The following is a 19,310-nucleotide window of genomic DNA, read 5'->3' on the forward strand; positions in this document are numbered from 1 at the left end:
AGAAAATTTCTTCTCTTTATTACAGCTAACTGTAAATCTTTTCAAGGCTGCAAATATATAATTATTAATTTACTATAGTTACTTTTTTTCAAAATACTGCTGTGTATTAGCCCTCTGTTTGTCTTCATTGTTTGTGTTTTATTATATACTATCAGACCTGAAATATTTGCTTATTTTGTGGCTTAGGAGATTCCAGCATTCTTTTAATCAACATCATCACCAATGCTGCTGCGCCAAAAGCAAACATGACCCACGGAGTACTGTGTATACCATGAGCGGCAATAGAGAATCCGCCTACCGCTGTTCCAATTGAAATGCCAAGGTTCCCAAAAGAAATGGAGATACTATTCGCAAATTCAGGTGCTTCTGGTGCAGTCTCTATCATATAAGCCTGGGAGGTCAAAAAACATGGGTTTGAATGAATCCCCATACCGCTATAATCAGTACTGTAGCAACAGACATGGGGCCCGAAAAGTAAATAGGCACAGCAACGACCGTCAATGCAATCAGAAAAATTGCAGTGATCTTTGTGATATTCTTCGTTAATAATTTACCTGCAATATAATTTCCTAAAACACCTGTCAATCCAAATAGTAAAAGCATCAGACTTATTGTTTGTTCATCCATTCCATTGACCTTGCTCAGGTAATCAGCAAAATAACTATAAGTGCTGAAAATTGACCCGATCATTAAAAATGCAAATAGAGAACTGGCAATAAAAACAGGCTTTTTTAATATCCGCAGCTGCGAACTATAAGATTTTTTTTCTGTAACCGGCATCGAGGGAAGAAGCGCTATGATCGCTATAAGCACAGTTAAACTAATCACGGCCTGTACCATAAAGGAAGATTGCCAGTTATTAAAAAACCCTGCAATATAAGTTGCAAATGGTACGGTAGTGATCGTTGCAATTCCGATCCCTCCTATCACAATGGCCATCATTTTATGGGCATCTTTCCGGTCTGCGTTAGTGGTTGCTGCTGCAACGGCAGTGGAAACTAATACCGGATGAAGAAAAGCCGGTAAAACTCTGACAAGCATCAATAGCCAGAATGGAGGTGCAAGGGATGATATAACTCCGGTAAATAAGAATATGGCCATGGTTAAAGCCATCAGGTATTTCCGGTTATAACCAGACGCGAACATTGTCATGAAAGGGCCTGCCAAAGCTACAACCATGGCATAGGCACTGAGTAACATACCCGCTTTATCGATACTGATCTGATAATAATCAGCGACCTGGGGAAGTATTCCAATTACCCCAAATTCTGTTGTAATCATGCCGATCAGGCTGAGACACCCAATATAAGCTATTTTATTTTTCATGATCAATTACTTACAATGGAATAAACATTCCTTTTTTGACAGACTTAGTTTTTTACTGCATCCCAGGCTGCCTGGATATACTTATTGATAGTTTCTTCCTGGATTGAGATATAATTACTATGATGCAATTTAACCAGCGACACGAGAGATCCACTGGTAAAGCCTATCCATTCTTTTATATCCCCATCTTTCATAAGTTGTTGTGTTTGACCGTCCAGATATACTTCATCAAGGTCTTTGAGATATAAACTTCCATGATGTTTGGCTTTCGGATTAATGGCAGGAGAATAATAGAATTGTTCTAAAAACATGAAATCCAAGGGCTCAGACAGGAAATATGTGATCATTTTCTTCCATAAATAAACAAACCGCTGTTTAACAGACAGCTCTTTATCATATCCCTGGGCAATAATGGCCGACTCTTTTGTCTTTAAATAAAAATATAATTCATTTACCAGAGCTTCCTTATTCGGGAAGTAATTATATATCGCACCCATACCGGTGTCTGCCGCTTTAGCTATTTCTGACATGGGGGTTGATTCAATACCTTTCTGAACTATTAATTTCAATGTGGCATTTAATATTTGCTCTCTTTTATTCATAGGAAATTCTCAATTGAGATTACAAATGTATTAAAAATGGAATATATATTCCATTTTTAATACATTTTATTCCTATACCAATAGTTTATATTTTTGTGAGCATTGAGGCGAGTCTTCTTAATTACGAATAATAAAGAGCCTGAACGGGTATGCCAGGTATATACACTGGATACTGAATGGAGAAAGTGCGATCAATTTATAAATGGACGTGAGGAAGTGTGGCCTGATGCAAAAGAGATTCGCTTCTATCAACAATATTCAAAATCAGGAGGAAGATAGAAAACTATTCTAACCTCAATATATTAGCGCCCAAATCCTCATCAAAAACACGTTCAAATTTCTTGTCATGCGTAATCACCATAATCTCCAGTGAGCCGGTCCCTACAGTACCGGACAAGATATGTCCGCCATAAGCCAGAAAATCATTTCCAGCAACAACTCCATGCAGATGGATACTTGGTTTTCCTTTCTGCCAGGCAATGGAACCGTTCATACTTGCAAGTTCAACATCTTTGAATTCACTGGGATTAAATTTTTTTGCTTTTGAATCGAAAAATCCAAATACTACATTGACAAATCCCATACCTGTAAAATTTGCAGAAAGTATCTTTTCATCTTTAGCAAATGCCTCCAATTGTTCGACAATATTATCTCCTTTTTGAAGTACCAGAAGATAACCAGCCGGTACTTTAGCATAGCGCTTATGCGATTCTGCTTTCTGAGCAAAGGTTACATCTGTAAATCCCAGGAGTAAAATTAATATGCACAAAACTTTTAAAGTATTTTTCATCTTTTTTTTCAAAAATACCCTAAAGATCAAAGTTGTCAAAATCAGTTAGCTGATAGCTAAACCTCATTGAGCTAATAAGGGCAATCATTGCTGTAGCATAAAAAAGGTAATCTGGTGCTTTCGATAGAAAACACCAGATTATACCTATTTACATTTGTAAACCCATTTATCGAGATCTCTTTTCTTAAGAATAGCGGAGTATTTTAAATTCTGAGCTTTGGGACATACATTATTCTGAAAGGAACTTTGTGACATGTTATCAGTATACTCAACTGCAAATACAGGCTTATTTTGTGTAATATAAGGTTTTACATCATTCTCCCATTTTTGATCAAAAGCATCTTCAGTCAATACCCAATCAAATTTCTTACTGTATTCTGCAGACAGCTCAGGTACATTTTTCTGGCCAATGCCCAGACCTTTATCATGAGCCAGTTTAATCAAAAAGTCGCAATATAATTTAGTATCATTAATACTAATATCAAACCCGGTTTCATTGCTGTAACTATCCAGGTTATCTGGCTCTATGGCATCAAATCCTTTACTGATAATTCTATCAATCCGGGAATTAAGCCATGGCCTTAGTTTTTCCCGTTGCCTGATATCAAGCCAGCGCTCCTTTGGCCACTCTGGATACACCTGGCCAATAACTTCTTTTGGAAGCAGGTTAATATCTGGTCTGTCGTCTTCAATTGTTCCTGCAGAAATGTATGCAATCACCTTTTTCCCCTGGGCATGCAGCGCCGCTACCTGCTGAGCTGTCGTCGTAAACGCATCTACATCGACTACTTCTGCTGTAAATGTATCACTGTTTTTCAGGTCATCCAGACACCAGTCAAATGTTACACCTGCTTTGGGTTGCCACCAGGATACTTTACTGGCTTCATTTTGATTACCATCTGCAACATTATTGTCGCTATTATCCTTACTTTCTTTTTGACAGGCAGTCAAAGAAAGAATCAGAATTGATACTAGAATCGTGTTTTTCATAATTTATTTTTAAAGGTTAGATTTTTAAACATGGATTAAAAGTCACTGTTGTCCAGTGCAAATGTATTTTTGGAATCTTTCCACTTGCCTTTAGTAAAATCAGGAAACTGTTGTGGCATATTCCCTTCTTGTATTGACTTTTCGGAAAGCGGGGTAATGACGCTCATCGTTAATGAATCATAAATATCTATCGGTGTCTGCTTCCGCTGTTTAACAGACTCTACAAAAGCATTAAACACAAACCAATCCATACCACCATGACCTGCTCCATCGGCCTGATGTTCATATTTTTTCCATAATGGATGGTCATATTTATCCAGCCATACTTTCGCTTTATCCCATTCGTCATAAGTTTTAGACTTGTCCTCTATGTAGATCGAATCTGCAACATCCATCCATAAACCCTGAGTTCCCTGTACTCTGAACCCTAAAGAATAGGGTCTGGGTAAATGAGTATCATGTGTTAAAGTGACCGTTTCTCCGTTTGCACAGTTCAGCATAGTGGTCACCAAATCACCATTTTTGAATTTTACAGCAAGATTTTTACTTCCAGGAGATGCTTTCTCTATATACTGGTGCAACCCCCTCGATTTGGAGGCAAACGAAACCAGGTTTGTAAACTGATTTCCTCTATTAATATTGATATAGTTCATAATCGGGCCAGCACCATGCGTGGGATAAATATCTCCATTCCGGTCTGCGTTCCATTGTGTACGCCATTGGGCTTCTCCAACTGTGTCTGGCCCAAACTCCCCGCCCTTTGCGTCAAAAGATTTTCCATCATTAAACAAAACACCTCTGAGATCATGTTGGTATCCCCCTTCTAAATGTATCAGCTCTCCGAAAACATTATTCCGGACCATGTTTAATACAGCGAGTACATCCCGGCGGTAACAAACATTTTCCAGCGTCATGTAAGGGATTTTTGTCTCTTCATAAACTTTTAAGATCTCCCAGTGGTCTTCTACCGTAATACCCGCAATCACTTCACAACCCACATATTTTCCAGCTCTCATTGAATCAATGGCCTGTTCTTTATGAAACTCCCATGGTGTTGCAATGATCACCGCGTCTATATCTTTTCGTTCCAGTAGTTTTTTATAGGCATCAATTCCTCCGGTATATTCTGCAGGAAGTTTCTTGCCCGCCTTTACAAACTGTGCACGGCAGTATTTTAAAGAACTCTCCTGTGTATCACATATTGCAGTGATTTCCACATCAGAACGAAGAAGCCCTTCACTGATATGGTTCCTGCCCCTTAAGCCCACACCGATATAACCTAATCTGATTTTGTCTTTTGCATTCGCAAATAATACTCCGGAGGGCATTAAAGTAAGTCCCGCCAATCCAACTAATCCGTTGGCACAAAAATGTCTTCTATCCATGATTCTAGCTGTTAATTAACTGATGATGTTTTCCCGCTTCTTTAAATATTACTTTTTCCAGAACCGGAGAATGGGTGCACAATTCCTTTAGCAGTTGTAGTTGCGCCCTGGTACGTTGAAGATTATGAGCTGGAGATTCGATCTTATAATAAGTATCTCCGTTGAGGTAGTCTGTTAAAAATCTTACCGCCTGCATATAAGGCAGCAAAAGGACACCTTTGATTAAGGATCTTAACTCCCACTCATTCAGGAATTGCCCGGCTTCTTTCATATATCCTTTGGTATAGGCTCCAAATAGTGGAAGATTCAATTTAATCTTCGACAATTCCGGTTCATCCTCCGCAGCTGTATTAATAATAGTGCGGATAGCATCCCCAAAATCATAAGCGATATAATCGGCCATTACAGTATCCAGGTCTATGATACACTGTGCCTTGCCTTTTAAATTCAATAGTACATTATTAAACTTAGTATCGTTATGGGTCACTCTCAAAGGCAAAGTGAGCCGCTGTTCATCCTCCTGAAAAAACAACATAGATTTAGCGCTGTCCTGTATCGTTTTTATCTCAGGCCATGCCTGTTGAACACGGTCAAAAGAATCTGTGTTTATGGCCTGTGCCAACTGCCCCAGTCTTTTTTCGATATTATGAAAATCAGGGATCACCTCATACATGGCTTCCGGAGAAAGATCATAAAGCATAGCCTGAAATTTACCGAAAGCTTTTCCACCCTCATAAGCCTGCTTTTCTGTTTCAACCACATCATAGGTTTTAGTATGCTTCAGAAAATGACACATCCGCCAATATTCCCCATTACTGTCCTGGTAAAAATAAGGGCCGGATTTAGTGGCAACCATGGTCATGACTTCTTTGTCAGGATTACCTTTGCCGGCGATGATCATTTTATTTTTAAGATGTGCAATAACTCTGCACATATTTTCCGTAAGCCTGGGAACATCTTTAAACACGTGATGGTTGATCTTTTGAAGCAAATAGTCATGTTCTTCACTCACCAGGTTCTTTAGCCGATAAGTATCATTGATATGCCCTGTCCCATAAGATTTAAGAGAAGAAATATCAACATGACATTTAAACTGCGAAGTGATTTCAAATAAATTCTTAATTCTTTTCAAAATATAACTTTAAGATGAATGGATAATTATTTAATAAGCTGATTCGTCCGCGCCAATATCTACGCGGCCATTTCTCACTCTCGCTTCTTTATCGATGTCAAATTCTCCGGGTTGAGCCACAAATGAAGGCAGGCCCCTGTTAACACATAAAGACGTGTTGCTTAAATGAAGATTTGGGTTAGGCAAGGCGGCAGAAATAAAAGAAGGTGTACTGTAGTTTGAATTTGCATCTAAACCAGTTCCGGCTTTAAATGCGGCAAAAGAGGGATAGGTAATACCGTTAATCCCGCCCCAGTCAAAAGTAACAGTGGCTGCAGAGCCTGAGACAGAGAAATAATTGTTATAATCAAATACCAGGTTGGTTGAGTTATATCCGGAAGAAGCAACAATCACAATATTACTGGCAGATTGAATAATATTGTTTTTGATAGTCAGATGATCTGTATTTTGAAGATGGATTTCTCCTCCCCAACCAGTTTTTGAGTAGTTTTTAAATAAAGTGTTATTGGTAATCGTGGAATTAATGACTTTACTGTTTGCTGCATTCGAGCCCATTATTATTCCAGCCTCCACATTATTATAGATAAAATTGCTTCTGATATTGATTCCATCTGTGCTATTGTTATTGTTCTCACAACCAGCACTGATCCCTGTTGAGTTCTCGTAACAAGTATTTCCTTCAATATTGATCCATTTTGCCCCGTCTACATAAATACCAGCAGAAGTTGCTACGGGTGAAACGCAACGGTATACTTTATTGTATTTCACATTGCCATTGCGTGCGAAATTTACGTTTGCAGGTGCGCCTGTCCAGGAATAATTGCCTGTCATATCAATTCCAATATTGGTGATGTCATGCACAGTATTATTCTCTATCAGGAAATTTTCTACATTACCCGCTACAGTTAATCCTTCGCTGAAACCGGTAGTACAGTTATAAATTTCATTATTCCCGATATAGATCTGGTTATAGGAATTCGCAGTTGTTCCCACGATAACCAAAGGATTGGCATTATCACTTGAAGAAGGAACAGTAGCGGCATTTGATGTCCACCCAACATTGTATATTTTACAATCTGTAAAATGGACATCTGTTCCTGAACCAGACATATAGATGCCGGAAGCAAAACTCCGGATATTATTCGCAATCCGGATAGATTGTACCCGGATATGACTTTTACTTGAAATGGCAATCATCGCGTTTTGTGCTGCATTGGTTGCATTCGCTCCGTCAAGAATCACCGTCCCGCTGTTGTAATTAGTCAGGGTAATAGGTTCAGTTGCGGAAGCTCCCGAATTGGGCCAGGTTAATCTTTCTTTATAGGTTCCTGCTGCCACGAAAATTGTGCTGCCTGCTCCTTCTGTTGTTTTATTCAATGCAGCCTGAATTGTTTTTAATGCCACAGCTGCCGATGTACCAGTATTGGTGTCATTTCCGGTTGTGCCATTGACATAATAGCTGGTCAGAGCAAGCAGCGTGGTCTTATCTTTTGAAGTTTCGGGCTGCCCCAAATTTCCATTGTTTACTTTGGAACAGGCACTAAAAAGCCCTGTCAGGAGGATAAAAATGATTACTTTTTTCATATAGGTTCAGGTTAATTTATAGTTTAAAGAAGATTTTGTTTTTATAGAGCCAGTAACAGAGTGAACATTCTGCAAACCATACCGCTAAAGCAGAGATCAGCCCGGTAAAATTGACAGGCAGATTAAAAAGAAGGTGCAGCATATCTCCGGTAAAAATCCCAACAGCGCCATTGAGCCATTCATGCCCAACAGTTTCAAAAAAGACGTAAATAAAAATGGCATTCATCCCTACTACGGTAAAAAACCAGGCATACTTTATATTTTGCCTGACATCAACCAACCAGTAAATCGCAGCTAACATCAACAGTACCCAACCTCCCGATGCGAAAACAAAGGAACTTGTACTGATTCGTTTAATAATCAGCGTAATCCCACTCAGATCCATGCCAAAACCAATCAATAATCCAATACTGCCTGCAAATACCAGCGCTTTGATTTTCTCTGCCGCCGTTTGCTTTGAGATTAAGAGTTTGCCGGCCAGCACTCCCCAAATAGTATGTGCAGCAGTAGGAATGGCATTAATTGCCACCCAGCCATCAGTGTTGATTTTACCCATAAGCAGGGTATCCACATAGGCCCCAAAATTATGGTACTCCGTAAAGGGCTGATCAAATCCCGGCACATGCACATAGCGGTATAAAGTTTCAGTCAGGATCAATAGTGCTATGGAAAACAGGAACTGGAATACGGGATCCCTGTTAATAATGAGGTAAGCAACAAGGCTGGTAAAAGCAAGCTGGGTCAGTACATTCCAAAGTTCAAAAACAGGTTTTCCTGCATAGACACAATGCAGCCCCACACCAAAAAGGAAGAGTTTAAAACTCCTGATTAAAACATGCTTGAGATTACGCTGCCATGTGATTCCCTTTTCCAGCTTTCTGCTGTAGGAAATATATAACGCGGCACCTGCCATAAACATAAATGCCGGCTGTACAAGATCCCAAAAACGAAGTCCATGCCATGGGTGATGAAAAAGCTGATCAATTATAAAGGAATTTTCATTCAGCCTTTTCAAAGACACAAAAACTAAACAACTTTCTGCACAAAGCAAGATCATGATCATTCCACGCATCACGTCTAAAGACATAAGTCTCCCCGCTACAGTCTGATTATCTGTATTTTTCATCGATATAATTTTAAATGGTATTTTTTGAACTTACTCTAACATTTCCAGAAGAAATCCGGGTTGCCCTTCATCAGGTGCATAACCAAGTGATACAGACCAGTCACTTTTAGTGGCGATAATGCCTATTCTTGCTCCTGAACCTGTGAGACTTTTTAACTTACCGCGTACCAGCCGCATTTCAAACTTCAAAAGTCCGCCTTCTTCTACAACTGTTCCAATTTGATAAGCCTCTGTGATTGATTGCTGCTGAAAGGAAAAACTGGTTTGAGGACCATTATGATAAAAAACATCCATATTCCCGGTAAGCAGAGGTCCTTCAAGTAAAATATCATAACCGCCGCCGGGAAAACCACCGAGTAGCCCCGTTGCACTGCTGTTGTCGGAGTCTATATAAAAATCAAAAATATCAGCATTAGATTTTCCAGAAGCCATTTCCATATAGATGTAGATATAATTTCCATCGTAGTCGTATTTAACTTTCCTAAAAACCCCTCCTTTAGCACCAGAAGTAATGACATTTGCTGTAATTGTATTCCAGTCATCCAGTGTCTGGTCATTCAATTTCACAGGACTGCTTTTCGCAATCCGGATAACCGTCGAAGCCTCTGCAGGCTGCCCGTTAACTGTTGCATAAAGTGTAGGTACGTATTTCCCTTTGCCAGGATAAGTATGTACAGGACTGGCTTCTGTTGAAGATTGCCCATCACCAAAATCCCATTTATAGCTGGATATTCCGGTAGTAACTGGTTTAAATTTCACCTGGTTCCCCTCTACTTCCAGTGTGTATGACAGGTCGGTAAATTTTTCATTTTTATCCTTTTTACAAGAACTCCATACTGACCCCGCCAGAATCAGTACAAAACCTAATTTTTTTATAGTTTTCATGTCTGTATACGGTTTATGGGTTTTGAATAGCCTTTGGATTACTAAGTACCTCATCTACTGGAATAAAATAAATAATCCTTGGATTGGTAAAATCTATACTCAAATTCGGATAACCGGAAGGAGTTTTAGAGAGATCTATATCTGTTTCCTTTAATCCCTGTATATGATAACCCCAATAGGTTTTATTCATTTTTCTTTTATTCCTGTATACATCGTATGAACGGTGGCCTTCAAAAGCCATTTCTATTCTTTTTTCATCCAGAACCACATCCATCGCTGTTGCGCCTGATGGGAGTGTTTTATTGTAAAGCGATGCTTCTAAACCACGGTTAGCACGAATTTGATCTACATCATCCAGCGCAGCATTTGTATTGCCTGTTTTTGCTTCTGCTTCTGCCCTGTTTAAATACATTTCACTCAGTCTGAATAGAATCGGTGAGCTCAGGTTAGGTGAGCCATCCTGAAAAGAAAATTTACTGATATAATAAACTTCAATCCCATTCTTCTTTTGAACAGCTCCGTCTCCATCTTTAAGTGGTTTGATATAGGACCATCTGACATCTTCAGGATGTTTAGACATCAGGTTTCGCAGTGACGAAGAGGCATATTCTTCTCCCCATCCGGAATTACCGTCAGAAAATACCATAGAAGCTATAGATCCGAATTTACCATAATCATCAACGGCTGTAAATGCAACGCATAAAATAGTTTCATTACCAGCTTTTGCATTGGCAAACAAAGCGGGATAACTAGTTTTGGTTTCCAGTTTAAAACGGTTGGAAGCAATAACTTTGTTAGCATAGTCAATGGTTTTAGCATGATCTTCTTTATAAAGATTCACCCTGGACAAAAGTGCCCAGGCAGCCTCTTTTGAAGCATATTGAACGCCCCTGGAAAGACTCATCAGCGAAGCACCTTTTTCTGCGTCGGCAATAACCGCCTCATAAACTTCAGCCACTGTAGACCGGGCTTTTTTTGCTTCACCGGTCAACGAAGTCCGGAGAATAATACCAGGTGAACTGGAGTCAATAGTATAAGGTTTACCGAATAAACGTACGAGGTTAAAGTGACAATAAGCTCTCAGAAAGTAACATTCTCCTAGTAATTGCTGCGTTTTAACATCATTCTTACCAGATTTCTCTACAGCATCAATTATAGTATTTACCCCGGTTATGATTTTATAAGATACATACCAGAAATAACGGGTGTTACTTTGACCGGGAGAATGTAAAAGATTGAAACTGTAAAATAAAGGATCTTCAGTGACCTGTCCGCAAACAATATCATCACTTGCAAAATCAGACAACTGATAAAACTGCCGCAGATACATATTGTTCTGATCTACGATACCGTTAAAAGTTATATGGTCTTTAAATAAAGCATATGCTCCGTTTAAAGCATTGGTTAAGCCTTCTTCTGTGGTGACCAGATCTGTTGTATTAATGGCATCGCTTGGTGAGATCTCTGCATTTTTACAACTGCTTACTGCAATAAAAAATAGAATAAATATAATTTTCTTCATTTCCTTAAAAATTAAAATTGACAGTGAACAAGTATTGCCTGTTATTCGGATATTTAAAATCAGATACACCTGGTGTAGCATTCCCGGGTGTAATCGTAGTTTGAGGGTCCTGACCTAAGAAATTTGAAAAAGTGGCCACATTATCTGCTGTTACCCCTACGGTAATCCGCTCCATGTTTAATTTCTTCGCCAAATTTTGAGGTAGTGTATAATTCAAAGCAATATTTCTGATGGTCAGATAACTTCCATTTTTTAAATAACGGGTAGAAGTTTCAGTAGAATTGGCCGAATTCTGAGGGCTTGGTTCCGTTGCTCCGGTATCACCGGGGAAACTCCATATTCTTGATCCGGATGGCATTTGAATCTGGTTATAATAAGGCTCATGACCATCATTCATCATAAAGCGCAGGTTATTACTAAAAACCTTATTACCGTAGTTGAAATAAGTACTGATTCTCAGGCTGAAGTCTTTGTATTTAAAACTGTTGTTAAATCCACCCTGATATTTTGGAAGTGCACTTCCTGCTTTTTGGTTTGTCGCTTCTGAATAGTTCAAGGTCCGTTCACTTCCTACAGCCTTTCCATTTTCATCATTGATGATCTTCTCCCAGACAGGTGCCCCGGTCTGGCTGTCTACACCAAGCCATTTGGGCATATAAAATTCATATAAATTCCCTCCATTACTATAGATCTGCGAGATATTCCAGGAGCCGGTTTTAACAATATCGGAAGGCAAACCATATAACTTATTATCATTAAAGTTGATGGTAAAATCTGTTGCCCACTCAAAGTTTTTTGTTTTGATATTGATAGTGTTTATACCCAGTTCTATTCCCCGGTTAATCACATTCCCTGAATTCTCCCACCTTGTTTCAAAGCCAACTGACAGTGGCTGGGAAACTTGCAATAAAAGATTTTTAGTGTTGTTCCGGTAGGCATCTAAAGTCAGGTTAACTCTTTTGAACAAGCCGATGTCAATACCTGCATTAACCTGGTGTTTACTTTCCCAGGTGAGCAGCGGATTTGCCAGCTGAAAAGGTACAGCCCCGATTAAGCCGTTGTATTGTGTGGTTAAAGAATACAGGCCCAGGTATCTGGAGGACCCAATATCCTGAGTACCGGTCACCCCATAACTAAATCTTAATTTCAAATTATCGATTGCGGCATGGTCTTTCATGAAATCCTCATTACTGATCAGCCAGCTTCCTGATAAGGCAGGAAACGAGGCATATCGGTTTGCTTTGGGAAAAGCTGAAGAACCATCTACACGAAAGGAGGCGGTCAGAAAGTAGCGGCTTTTATAATTATAATTAACTTGAGAAATTATAGACTGAAGGTATTTCTTATCATTTAACCCAGTTACAAGCTGACCGTTTGATACTACATTCAATACTTTCAAGCCTGCAGGTAAACCTTTTCCGGAACCACCTGAAAGTTCAGTCTGTGATCCTTCTAAAGCTACTCCTGCAAAACCACTCATGGTATGGTCTGATAGTCTGAAGTTAAATTTCAAGAGGTTATTTGAAATCCCGCCATAATTAAAGGTATTCAATTCACTCAGAAATCCTTGTCCATGGTAAGTACCAGCAGTTAATGGGGAATAGTAATTGGCTACTTTATTAAATGACGCAGAACCCCGGTTTGTACTGGAGAATATCAGCCAATCGTTAATATGATAGTTTACCGCAAAATCATAATTCACATCAAAGCCCTTAGTAGGATGGTCAGAATTTTCAACGGAATGGATAGGATTTACTTTATCCCTTGACCACCACTTAAAAGTAGAATTTCCGTCTACATATACAGGTGAGCCATTTTCATCATATGGATTATCCCATGGTAAATTCAGAAAGGCGTAATAGACATCATTGTAATCATAACTGTGACCGTCTTGCGCACTAATGTTTATATTGTTAGTGATGCTGAGGTTTTTTGAAAAGTTATAAGTTGAATTTGCCCTTAGATTTATCCTTTGAAAATCTGTGTTCAGAAAAGTGCCTTTTTCTTTATAATAGGACGCGCCAATGTAATAACTGTTTTTCTCTGTCCTGCCACTGGCAGATAGATAAACGCTATTTATAGGAGCTGGTTTAAAGGATTCATTCGACCAGTCATAATCCTGGTTCCTTAAACTCAATGGCCGCTCCTGATAGAATTTGGTCAAATCTATTTTGTATGAGTTATCTGTTGCACCCACAATATAATCCCGGTAAAATTCCTTTTGATGGTCATAAAGTTCATTACTGTTCATCAATTTCATTTTCCCAAAGTCCGGTGTCTTAAATCCGGAGGAGACTTTAACTTCAAAATTGATTTTGTCGGTTTTAGCACTCTTTGTGGTGACGATAATGACTCCTGCATTTGCTTGTGAGCCGTATAAAGCAGTCGCTCCTGCATCCTTAAGGACAGTGATACTTTCTACATCATTAGGATCATAATTTCCACCAATAATTCCATCTACTACTACCAGCGGACTTTGGCTGGCATTTACAGAAGAAACTCCCCGAAGCCTGATTTCAGGGGCAGATCCTGGTGCGCCAGAACTGTTGATCACCTGTAAGCCGGCTACTTTCCCTTGTAACATGGCTCCAATATTATTGGAAGTTACATCCTTTAATTTTTCTGATGAAACAACAGATACAGCACTCGTCAGCTCACTTTGTTTTTTGGAGTCATAACCAACTACAATTACATTGTTTAGCTGGCTAACATCTTCATCAAGGATGATATTGAGTAACTGCCCTGGAACTACCTTCACCTCTTTACTTAAATATCCAATAAAAGAAACGGTCAATATTGCCTGATCATTGACCCCCTTTAACAGAAAACCTCCTTCTGCGTCTGTGCTAACGACTCTTTTTTGTCCCTTTATGCTGACCGATGCGCCAGGTAAAGGGCGGCCATCTTTATCTATGACTTTTCCTTTTACATCAACATCTTTAATAGCGATGATTTCAGGATGTACCGGAATGAAGGATTTCACCTTAATCAATATGGTTTTCCGGTCGATTTTATAGGTCAGGTTCTGGTCTTTCAACAAAGTTTCCATAACCTGGTCAAGCGCTGAATTTTTGAAGTCTACATTAATTTTCAACTGACCGTTTACATTCTGGTCTGAATATAAAACTCTGAATCCTGCTTGCTTTTTGATTTCCAGGAAAACCTGCTGAAGCGTCGTATTCTGTTTGGTATAACTGATGCGCTGTGCAAAACTGGCCGCACTAACTTGCAACAAGCAGCTTGTAATGATGGCGACAATCAGGTTAATTCTCATTAATAATTTTCTTTTATTCTTTGTTAAGGCTTGCTGAATAACAAATTTCAGGATAAATAAAAGTTTAGGAAATAGCCATATGCGTAGCATACCTAGGTTAAAAGCATTTAATTTCATACTTTCGTAAGCTTGGGTTAATACATGAACGGATCTCAATTTTGTTTTTTGGGTTAACTCAGATCTTTGCCATGGAAGTGCTGATACACTTTCATGGCTTTCTCTTGAAAACCGGAAGTATTAACTTGCTTTTCCCTTGATTCTTTTCATTTTGTTTTGGTTTTATGGTTGATAGGTTGGTTTTTACCGGATTGGTCAGATCCTCTTTTATTCTTTTTATTTAGTAATTACACTGATTTTTCTTCCTTCAATAGTGAAGCGTACATTACTGGTTTCCTCCAGCATTTTTAAAACACTTGATATATTTTCAGCCCGGGAAACAGAGCCAGTAAATGTGGGTATGTCCACCGGAGTATGCACATACCTGATCTCTACATCATACCACCGGGAAACTTTCTTCAGAATACTGGTTAAGGATTCATTCGTAAATACAAATTCCCCATTTTTCCAGTCCACGGCATCATTAACATTCACTTCTTTCACACTGAATTTTTCGCCTGCCATTGAAGATTGTTCTCCTGGTTTTAAAGTGATTTGTTGATTCAACTTTACTGAGCCTTCTAATAAGGTTGTTTTAATCAGCTGTTCATCAGGATAAGCACTCACATCAAAGTGAGTTCCCAAAACCCGGATTTCTTGTCTTCCGCTTTTCACAATAAAAGGATGTGTTTTATCTTTGGCAACTTCAAAATAAGCCTCTCCGCTTAGTTCAACTCTGCGTTCTTTTAATGCGGCAAAAGACGACGGATATTTTAAAGAAGAAGCTGAGTTCAGCCAGATCCTGGTGCCATCGGGCAAATTCAGCTGGTACTGCCCTGCGCGAGGAGTTTCAATCCTGTTATATCCAGCAATGCCTTTTTTCCCCTGATCAGTAATGGTATAAACTAATTGCCCGTCTGCAGTTTTAGTAATCTTTATCCCTGCTTCTTCTGCAAGTATACCATTAACTGAATTTGTCAATGCGAGTTTTTTCCCACTGGCCAGGGTCAGATAAGCTTTATTCATCCCTGCAGGAATGTCATTTGTATAAGCTTTAAACCGGGTTGATTCAGGTGAAGAGTGCTGCTGATTATAGTACAGGCTAATTCCTGCAACCAGGGCTATGGATGCTGCAGCTGCCAGTGAGATCACTGATTTCTTGTATTGATTAAGCCAATGTTGTTTTTTATTCCGTTCCAGTGATGCCCACATCTGGTTACTGGCTTCATGAAGTTCTTCTTCAGAAAGTCCAGCCTCTTCCTGCTGGTGAAGTTGATGTAACCAAAGTTTAGCGATAGTTTCTTCCTCCGGGTTATAATTGCCCGAACTGATCTTATCCAATACATCTTTTACATCCTTCTTCATTGAAATGTTTTTTGTTATTGCTCAACAAGATTAAAGACGATTTAGCAGGAGAGATTAGGTACACCTCTTAAAAATAAAATTACAAACAACTGATATTCAGCTAAATAATTTAAATTTTAAAGATCCACAAAAGATAAACTACCAGTCCGAGTTTTATTCGCAGATGTTTCATAGCTCTTTTGAGTTGTGTGGACACGGTATGTTCGGAGACACCCAATTGCAGGGCAATTTCTTTGGTACTTAAATAGTTTTTTCTTTTTAGAATATAGATCTCCCTCATTTTAGGGGGCATTGCGGCAATTTCCCGTTCAATTAAAGCCTTAATATCTTTTTCCCGAATCAGATAATCGGTTTCTGCAGAATTGAGCTCGACATAATGCTCCCCGCTTTCAGCATATTTTTTTATAATACCTTTATGTTTGAAAATATCGAATATTTTATGAAGGACTGCTTTATATAGATAACCAGACAGCGATACCTTCAAATGAATTTCATTCCGATTATTTAACAACCAGGTAAAAACATCCTGAACAACATCTTTAGCCTCCTCTTTGTTCCTCAGTTTCTTATAGGCATATAAGTATAACAGTTTATCATACCGGAGATAAATTTCCCTGAAAGCAGCGTCATTATCCTCTTTCAACAAAAGGATCAATTCACTGTCAGTAAAGGCATTATAGTTGGCCATAAAGAATACAAGTTATTCATTTTATTAAGAAAAGGAAATCGTAAAATTATATTTCTTATCCTTTTTCAAAGAAAACGATTTTTATGCGTTACCAGCTATATCCTGAAAACTAAGTTTAAAGACGTAACTAATTCCTATTACCGCTTTTTGCCTGTCTGACAGACTGATTCTCTTTGAGGTTAAGACGGTATACAAAGGTTAAACGATAACGTGCCGCATTTGGAATACTGGTTTGCGCGAGTATATAATCATTTCCGGTTGTGGTGGTCTGATACTTATGAAGGTTGAACAAATTGGTAATATCAAGTAATAGTGTGGCCTTATCTTTCAGCAAATTCTTACTTGCTCCAAGATCAATATAATTCATTGCTGCTGAGTAGCTCTGCGCATTACTTTGTGCGCCAGTGAAGTTATAGCGGCACTGCAAACTTAATTTATTTTTAAATTTCACCTGCGTACTTAGACGGCTGGTGAAAACATTACCGGAATAATTGAAATTATGCGCTTGATACCAACCGGTTTGCTTAAAACTGTAAGCATTAAATTCTGTGTTCAGCTGCAACCATTGCAGTGGATTATATATGGCAGACAGCTCTATTCCACGCCGTATCTCTCCATCTATATTTACAGGGGTTGTGATAAAAATACCATCCTGATTTCTGAAAGTATAATTTTGAATGGTTCCTTTATTATTTTGATAATATACGGATGGATTAAGCGTAAAAGTATTCCAGCGCTGTAAGAAACCGACTTCAAAAACATTCGCATAGGAAGGATTTAATTCCGGATTACCAATAAACATGGCATTATAGTCTGTGAGCTCATTAAAAGGATATAAAAGATTTAGTGACGGGCGATTAATCCGCTTACTGTAACTTCCCTGTATAGCGCCACCTTTAGCTAACTGATAAGTGAGGCTAAGCGTTGGAAATAACCGGACATAATTTTTATTATTGTTATAAGTTCCAGCCCTGTCTTCAACTCTGACCCTGGTTAGCTCTGTTCTTAAACCCAGCTGGTAAGCTAACTTCCCAATTTTGCTGCCCAACTGAGCATAGCCGCCACCTATCAATTCATTATAGTTAAGTTGATTATTGATATTATCAATGATACTCCAATCTCCTGCCATCTGTTGTTCAGCTTTGAATTCACTGGTCACCCTGCGGTTTTCAGCTTTCAACCCAAATTCAAGCGTAGTATTACTATCCAGGGGCTGAGTGAAATCTGTTTGCGCCATAAAATCTTTACTTGTTCCAATAGAACTGGTTCTGATGGCAGGTAAAATCTCTATAACCGGCAACAGTTTTTTCGTCCCCAGGTTCCAGTCCTTATCACTGTTCCAGAAATCATATTGTATGTCAATGGTATGTTTTTTACCCGGTTGTTTAAATTTGCGGGTATAATTGAATTCCAACTGGTTATAACTCCGTCTTTCCCACGATTCACCGTTACGCAACAGGCTGCTGTCAGCTGCATTACCTGTATTCATATACTTATAATTCAGTGCTGTTTTATCATGGTCATGAGTTGAATTTTTCAGAAAAGCTACCGTAACAGTCTGCTGATCATTGAGCTGATAATCTGCACCAACATATAATAATTTAGCATCATCATGCCGGTTTTCATCCTGCTGCTGATTCAGAAAAGTGATAGCCCCGTTATTGGAAACGGACTGATTAGTTGTATATAAACCTACATAATCAGATAACCGGATTCCAAAAGTTGAAAATACATTCAGTTTATCAGATTTATAACTCAGGCTTGGTGTAATCCTGGTTTCATTTGGAATACCGCCTACCAGCCTGAGCTGCCCATTAAATCCACCCTTTTTATTTTTCTTCAAAATGATATTAATAATGCCTGATGAACCGGCAGCGTCATATCTGGAGGAAGGATTGGTGATGACTTCCACACGTTCTACCTGATCAGCGGGTATTTGCTCCAGTGCATTTCCCTGGGTAAGCCCGGAGCGACGACCGTTGATTAAAACCAGTACATTACTGCTTCCTCTTAAGCTAACAGTTCCTGAGGGGCCTACGCTGACCGCAGGAACGCCATTTAAGAGTTCAACTGCCGAACCAGTCTGCGATAAGATGTCCTTTCCTGTTTCAAATACTTTTTTATCCAGTTTCAGGGTAATTGCTGGCTGATCACTGGTTATCGAAATTTCTTTTAGCAGTCTTGAATCAGCGTTCAGAAATGTCGTTCCGGTATTGATATGATCCATAGCAGCAGTTATCAATAAAGGCTTTGTTATTATAAGATACCCCATCATCGTAAATTCAATAGTCAGCTTACCCGGGGGAATATCATTGAACTTAAATGCTCCCTTTTCATCAGTGATCCCCGCAGCAATCAGTTTCATTGACTGGTCTTTTATACTTACGGTAGCATAAACAACCGGCATTTTAGCTTGCTGTTCCTGCACTATACCATAGACTGTTTTCTTCTTCGGATCAGAAGAACCTGATGGCTGAGCCAAAATACTTGTGCAGTAAAACACTGCTATAAAAATAATTAAGAGTCGTTTCATAACACAAGAATA

Annotated in this window: 16 protein-coding genes; 1 reads left to right on the forward strand and 15 read right to left on the reverse strand. The window is 38.9% G+C overall.

Features of this window, described 5'->3' with window-relative positions:
* Positions 1–151: 151 nt before the first annotated feature.
* The 3 genes from LY11_RS26920 to LY11_RS15270 are packed head-to-tail and all read right to left on the reverse strand — an operon-like array spanning position 152 to position 1,928.
* Entirely contained in the window at positions 152–403 is a 252-nt protein-coding gene (locus tag LY11_RS26920) for a hypothetical protein (protein WP_211321563.1), read from the reverse strand.
* Complete coding sequence (locus tag LY11_RS15265; protein ID WP_211321564.1) at positions 400–1,326, reverse strand: MFS transporter; 927 nt, start codon at positions 1,324–1,326, stop codon at positions 400–402. Before LY11_RS15265 ends, LY11_RS26920 begins: the two co-directional genes overlap by 4 nt.
* A 44-nt stretch (positions 1,327–1,370) precedes the next feature.
* Entirely contained in the window at positions 1,371–1,928 is a 558-nt protein-coding gene (locus LY11_RS15270) for a TetR/AcrR family transcriptional regulator (RefSeq protein ID WP_111634534.1), read from the reverse strand.
* Between the two features lie 102 nt (positions 1,929–2,030).
* On the opposite strand from LY11_RS15270, the gene LY11_RS15275 reads away from it, so the two are divergent.
* On the forward strand, positions 2,031–2,207 hold the full coding sequence (locus LY11_RS15275) for a DUF1348 family protein (RefSeq protein ID WP_245952790.1): 177 nt from the start codon (positions 2,031–2,033) through the stop codon (positions 2,205–2,207).
* Between the two features lie 4 nt (positions 2,208–2,211).
* Here the strand turns inward: LY11_RS15275 and LY11_RS15280 are convergent, their stop codons facing one another.
* The 12 genes from LY11_RS15280 to LY11_RS15335 form a co-directional block, all read right to left on the reverse strand.
* Positions 2,212–2,718 (reverse strand): PPC domain-containing DNA-binding protein, encoded by a 507-nt coding sequence (locus LY11_RS15280; RefSeq protein WP_111634535.1) that lies wholly within the window; start codon positions 2,716–2,718, stop codon positions 2,212–2,214.
* Positions 2,719–2,862: 144 nt separating this feature from the next.
* A complete protein-coding gene (locus LY11_RS15285) occupies positions 2,863–3,708 on the reverse strand; it encodes an endo alpha-1,4 polygalactosaminidase (protein ID WP_111634536.1) in 846 nt (281 codons plus the stop codon).
* A gap of 35 nt (positions 3,709–3,743) precedes the next feature.
* Complete coding sequence (locus LY11_RS15290; protein ID WP_111634537.1) at positions 3,744–5,093, reverse strand: Gfo/Idh/MocA family protein; 1,350 nt, start codon at positions 5,091–5,093, stop codon at positions 3,744–3,746.
* A 4-nt stretch (positions 5,094–5,097) separates the two neighbouring features.
* Positions 5,098–6,225 carry a phosphotransferase enzyme family protein gene (locus LY11_RS15295; protein WP_111634538.1) on the reverse strand — a complete coding sequence of 376 codons (1,128 nt, stop codon included), beginning with the start codon at positions 6,223–6,225 and terminating at the stop codon, positions 5,098–5,100.
* A gap of 30 nt (positions 6,226–6,255) precedes the next feature.
* Positions 6,256–7,809, reverse strand: a complete 1,554-nt coding sequence (locus tag LY11_RS15300) for a right-handed parallel beta-helix repeat-containing protein (protein ID WP_111634539.1) — start codon at positions 7,807–7,809, stop codon at positions 6,256–6,258.
* A 16-nt stretch (positions 7,810–7,825) separates the two neighbouring features.
* Entirely contained in the window at positions 7,826–8,935 is a 1,110-nt protein-coding gene (locus tag LY11_RS15305; RefSeq protein WP_245952791.1) for an acyltransferase family protein, read from the reverse strand.
* Between the two features lie 30 nt (positions 8,936–8,965).
* Positions 8,966–9,820 (reverse strand): PKD domain-containing protein, encoded by an 855-nt coding sequence (locus LY11_RS15310; protein WP_111634623.1) that lies wholly within the window; start codon positions 9,818–9,820, stop codon positions 8,966–8,968.
* A gap of 13 nt (positions 9,821–9,833) precedes the next feature.
* Positions 9,834–11,342, reverse strand: a complete 1,509-nt coding sequence (locus LY11_RS15315) for a RagB/SusD family nutrient uptake outer membrane protein (protein ID WP_111634540.1) — start codon at positions 11,340–11,342, stop codon at positions 9,834–9,836.
* A gap of 4 nt (positions 11,343–11,346) precedes the next feature.
* Positions 11,347–14,616 (reverse strand): SusC/RagA family TonB-linked outer membrane protein, encoded by a 3,270-nt coding sequence (locus LY11_RS15320; protein WP_111634624.1) that lies wholly within the window; start codon positions 14,614–14,616, stop codon positions 11,347–11,349.
* A 333-nt stretch (positions 14,617–14,949) separates the two neighbouring features.
* Complete coding sequence (locus tag LY11_RS15325) at positions 14,950–16,077, reverse strand: FecR family protein (protein ID WP_111634541.1); 1,128 nt, start codon at positions 16,075–16,077, stop codon at positions 14,950–14,952.
* 109 nt (positions 16,078–16,186) lie between these two features.
* The gene (locus LY11_RS15330; protein ID WP_111634542.1) at positions 16,187–16,765 is read right to left on the reverse strand and encodes an RNA polymerase sigma-70 factor; all 579 of its coding nucleotides are present in this window, start codon (positions 16,763–16,765) and stop codon (positions 16,187–16,189) included.
* 127 nt (positions 16,766–16,892) lie between these two features.
* Entirely contained in the window at positions 16,893–19,298 is a 2,406-nt protein-coding gene (locus LY11_RS15335) for an outer membrane beta-barrel family protein (RefSeq protein ID WP_111634543.1), read from the reverse strand.
* Positions 19,299–19,310 lie beyond the last annotated feature (12 nt).

Origin of the sequence: Pedobacter cryoconitis (assembly GCF_003259615.1) — a bacterium.
Lineage (GTDB): Bacteria > Bacteroidota > Bacteroidia > Sphingobacteriales > Sphingobacteriaceae > Pedobacter > Pedobacter cryoconitis.

What these genes read in the sequence shown, in the direction of transcription:
- LY11_RS15280 (WP_111634535.1), bottom strand. Translation starts at nt 2,718, where the DNA reads ATGAAAAATACTTTAAAAGTTTTGTGCATATTAATTTTACTCCTGGGA.
- LY11_RS15330 (WP_111634542.1), bottom strand. Translation starts at nt 16,765, where the DNA reads ATGGCCAACTATAATGCCTTTACTGACAGTGAATTGATCCTTTTGTTG.
- LY11_RS15265 (WP_211321564.1), bottom strand. Translation starts at nt 1,326, where the DNA reads ATGAAAAATAAAATAGCTTATATTGGGTGTCTCAGCCTGATCGGCATG.
- LY11_RS15310 (WP_111634623.1), bottom strand. Translation starts at nt 9,820, where the DNA reads ATGAAAACTATAAAAAAATTAGGTTTTGTACTGATTCTGGCGGGGTCA.
- LY11_RS15320 (WP_111634624.1), bottom strand. Translation starts at nt 14,616, where the DNA reads ATGAGAATTAACCTGATTGTCGCCATCATTACAAGCTGCTTGTTGCAA.
- LY11_RS15335 (WP_111634543.1), bottom strand. Translation starts at nt 19,298, where the DNA reads ATGAAACGACTCTTAATTATTTTTATAGCAGTGTTTTACTGCACAAGT.
- LY11_RS15325 (WP_111634541.1), bottom strand. Translation starts at nt 16,077, where the DNA reads ATGAAGAAGGATGTAAAAGATGTATTGGATAAGATCAGTTCGGGCAAT.
- LY11_RS15270 (WP_111634534.1), bottom strand. Translation starts at nt 1,928, where the DNA reads ATGAATAAAAGAGAGCAAATATTAAATGCCACATTGAAATTAATAGTT.
- LY11_RS15305 (WP_245952791.1), bottom strand. Translation starts at nt 8,935, where the DNA reads ATGAAAAATACAGATAATCAGACTGTAGCGGGGAGACTTATGTCTTTA.
- LY11_RS15290 (WP_111634537.1), bottom strand. Translation starts at nt 5,093, where the DNA reads ATGGATAGAAGACATTTTTGTGCCAACGGATTAGTTGGATTGGCGGGA.
- LY11_RS15315 (WP_111634540.1), bottom strand. Translation starts at nt 11,342, where the DNA reads ATGAAGAAAATTATATTTATTCTATTTTTTATTGCAGTAAGCAGTTGT.
- LY11_RS15285 (WP_111634536.1), bottom strand. Translation starts at nt 3,708, where the DNA reads ATGAAAAACACGATTCTAGTATCAATTCTGATTCTTTCTTTGACTGCC.
- LY11_RS15300 (WP_111634539.1), bottom strand. Translation starts at nt 7,809, where the DNA reads ATGAAAAAAGTAATCATTTTTATCCTCCTGACAGGGCTTTTTAGTGCC.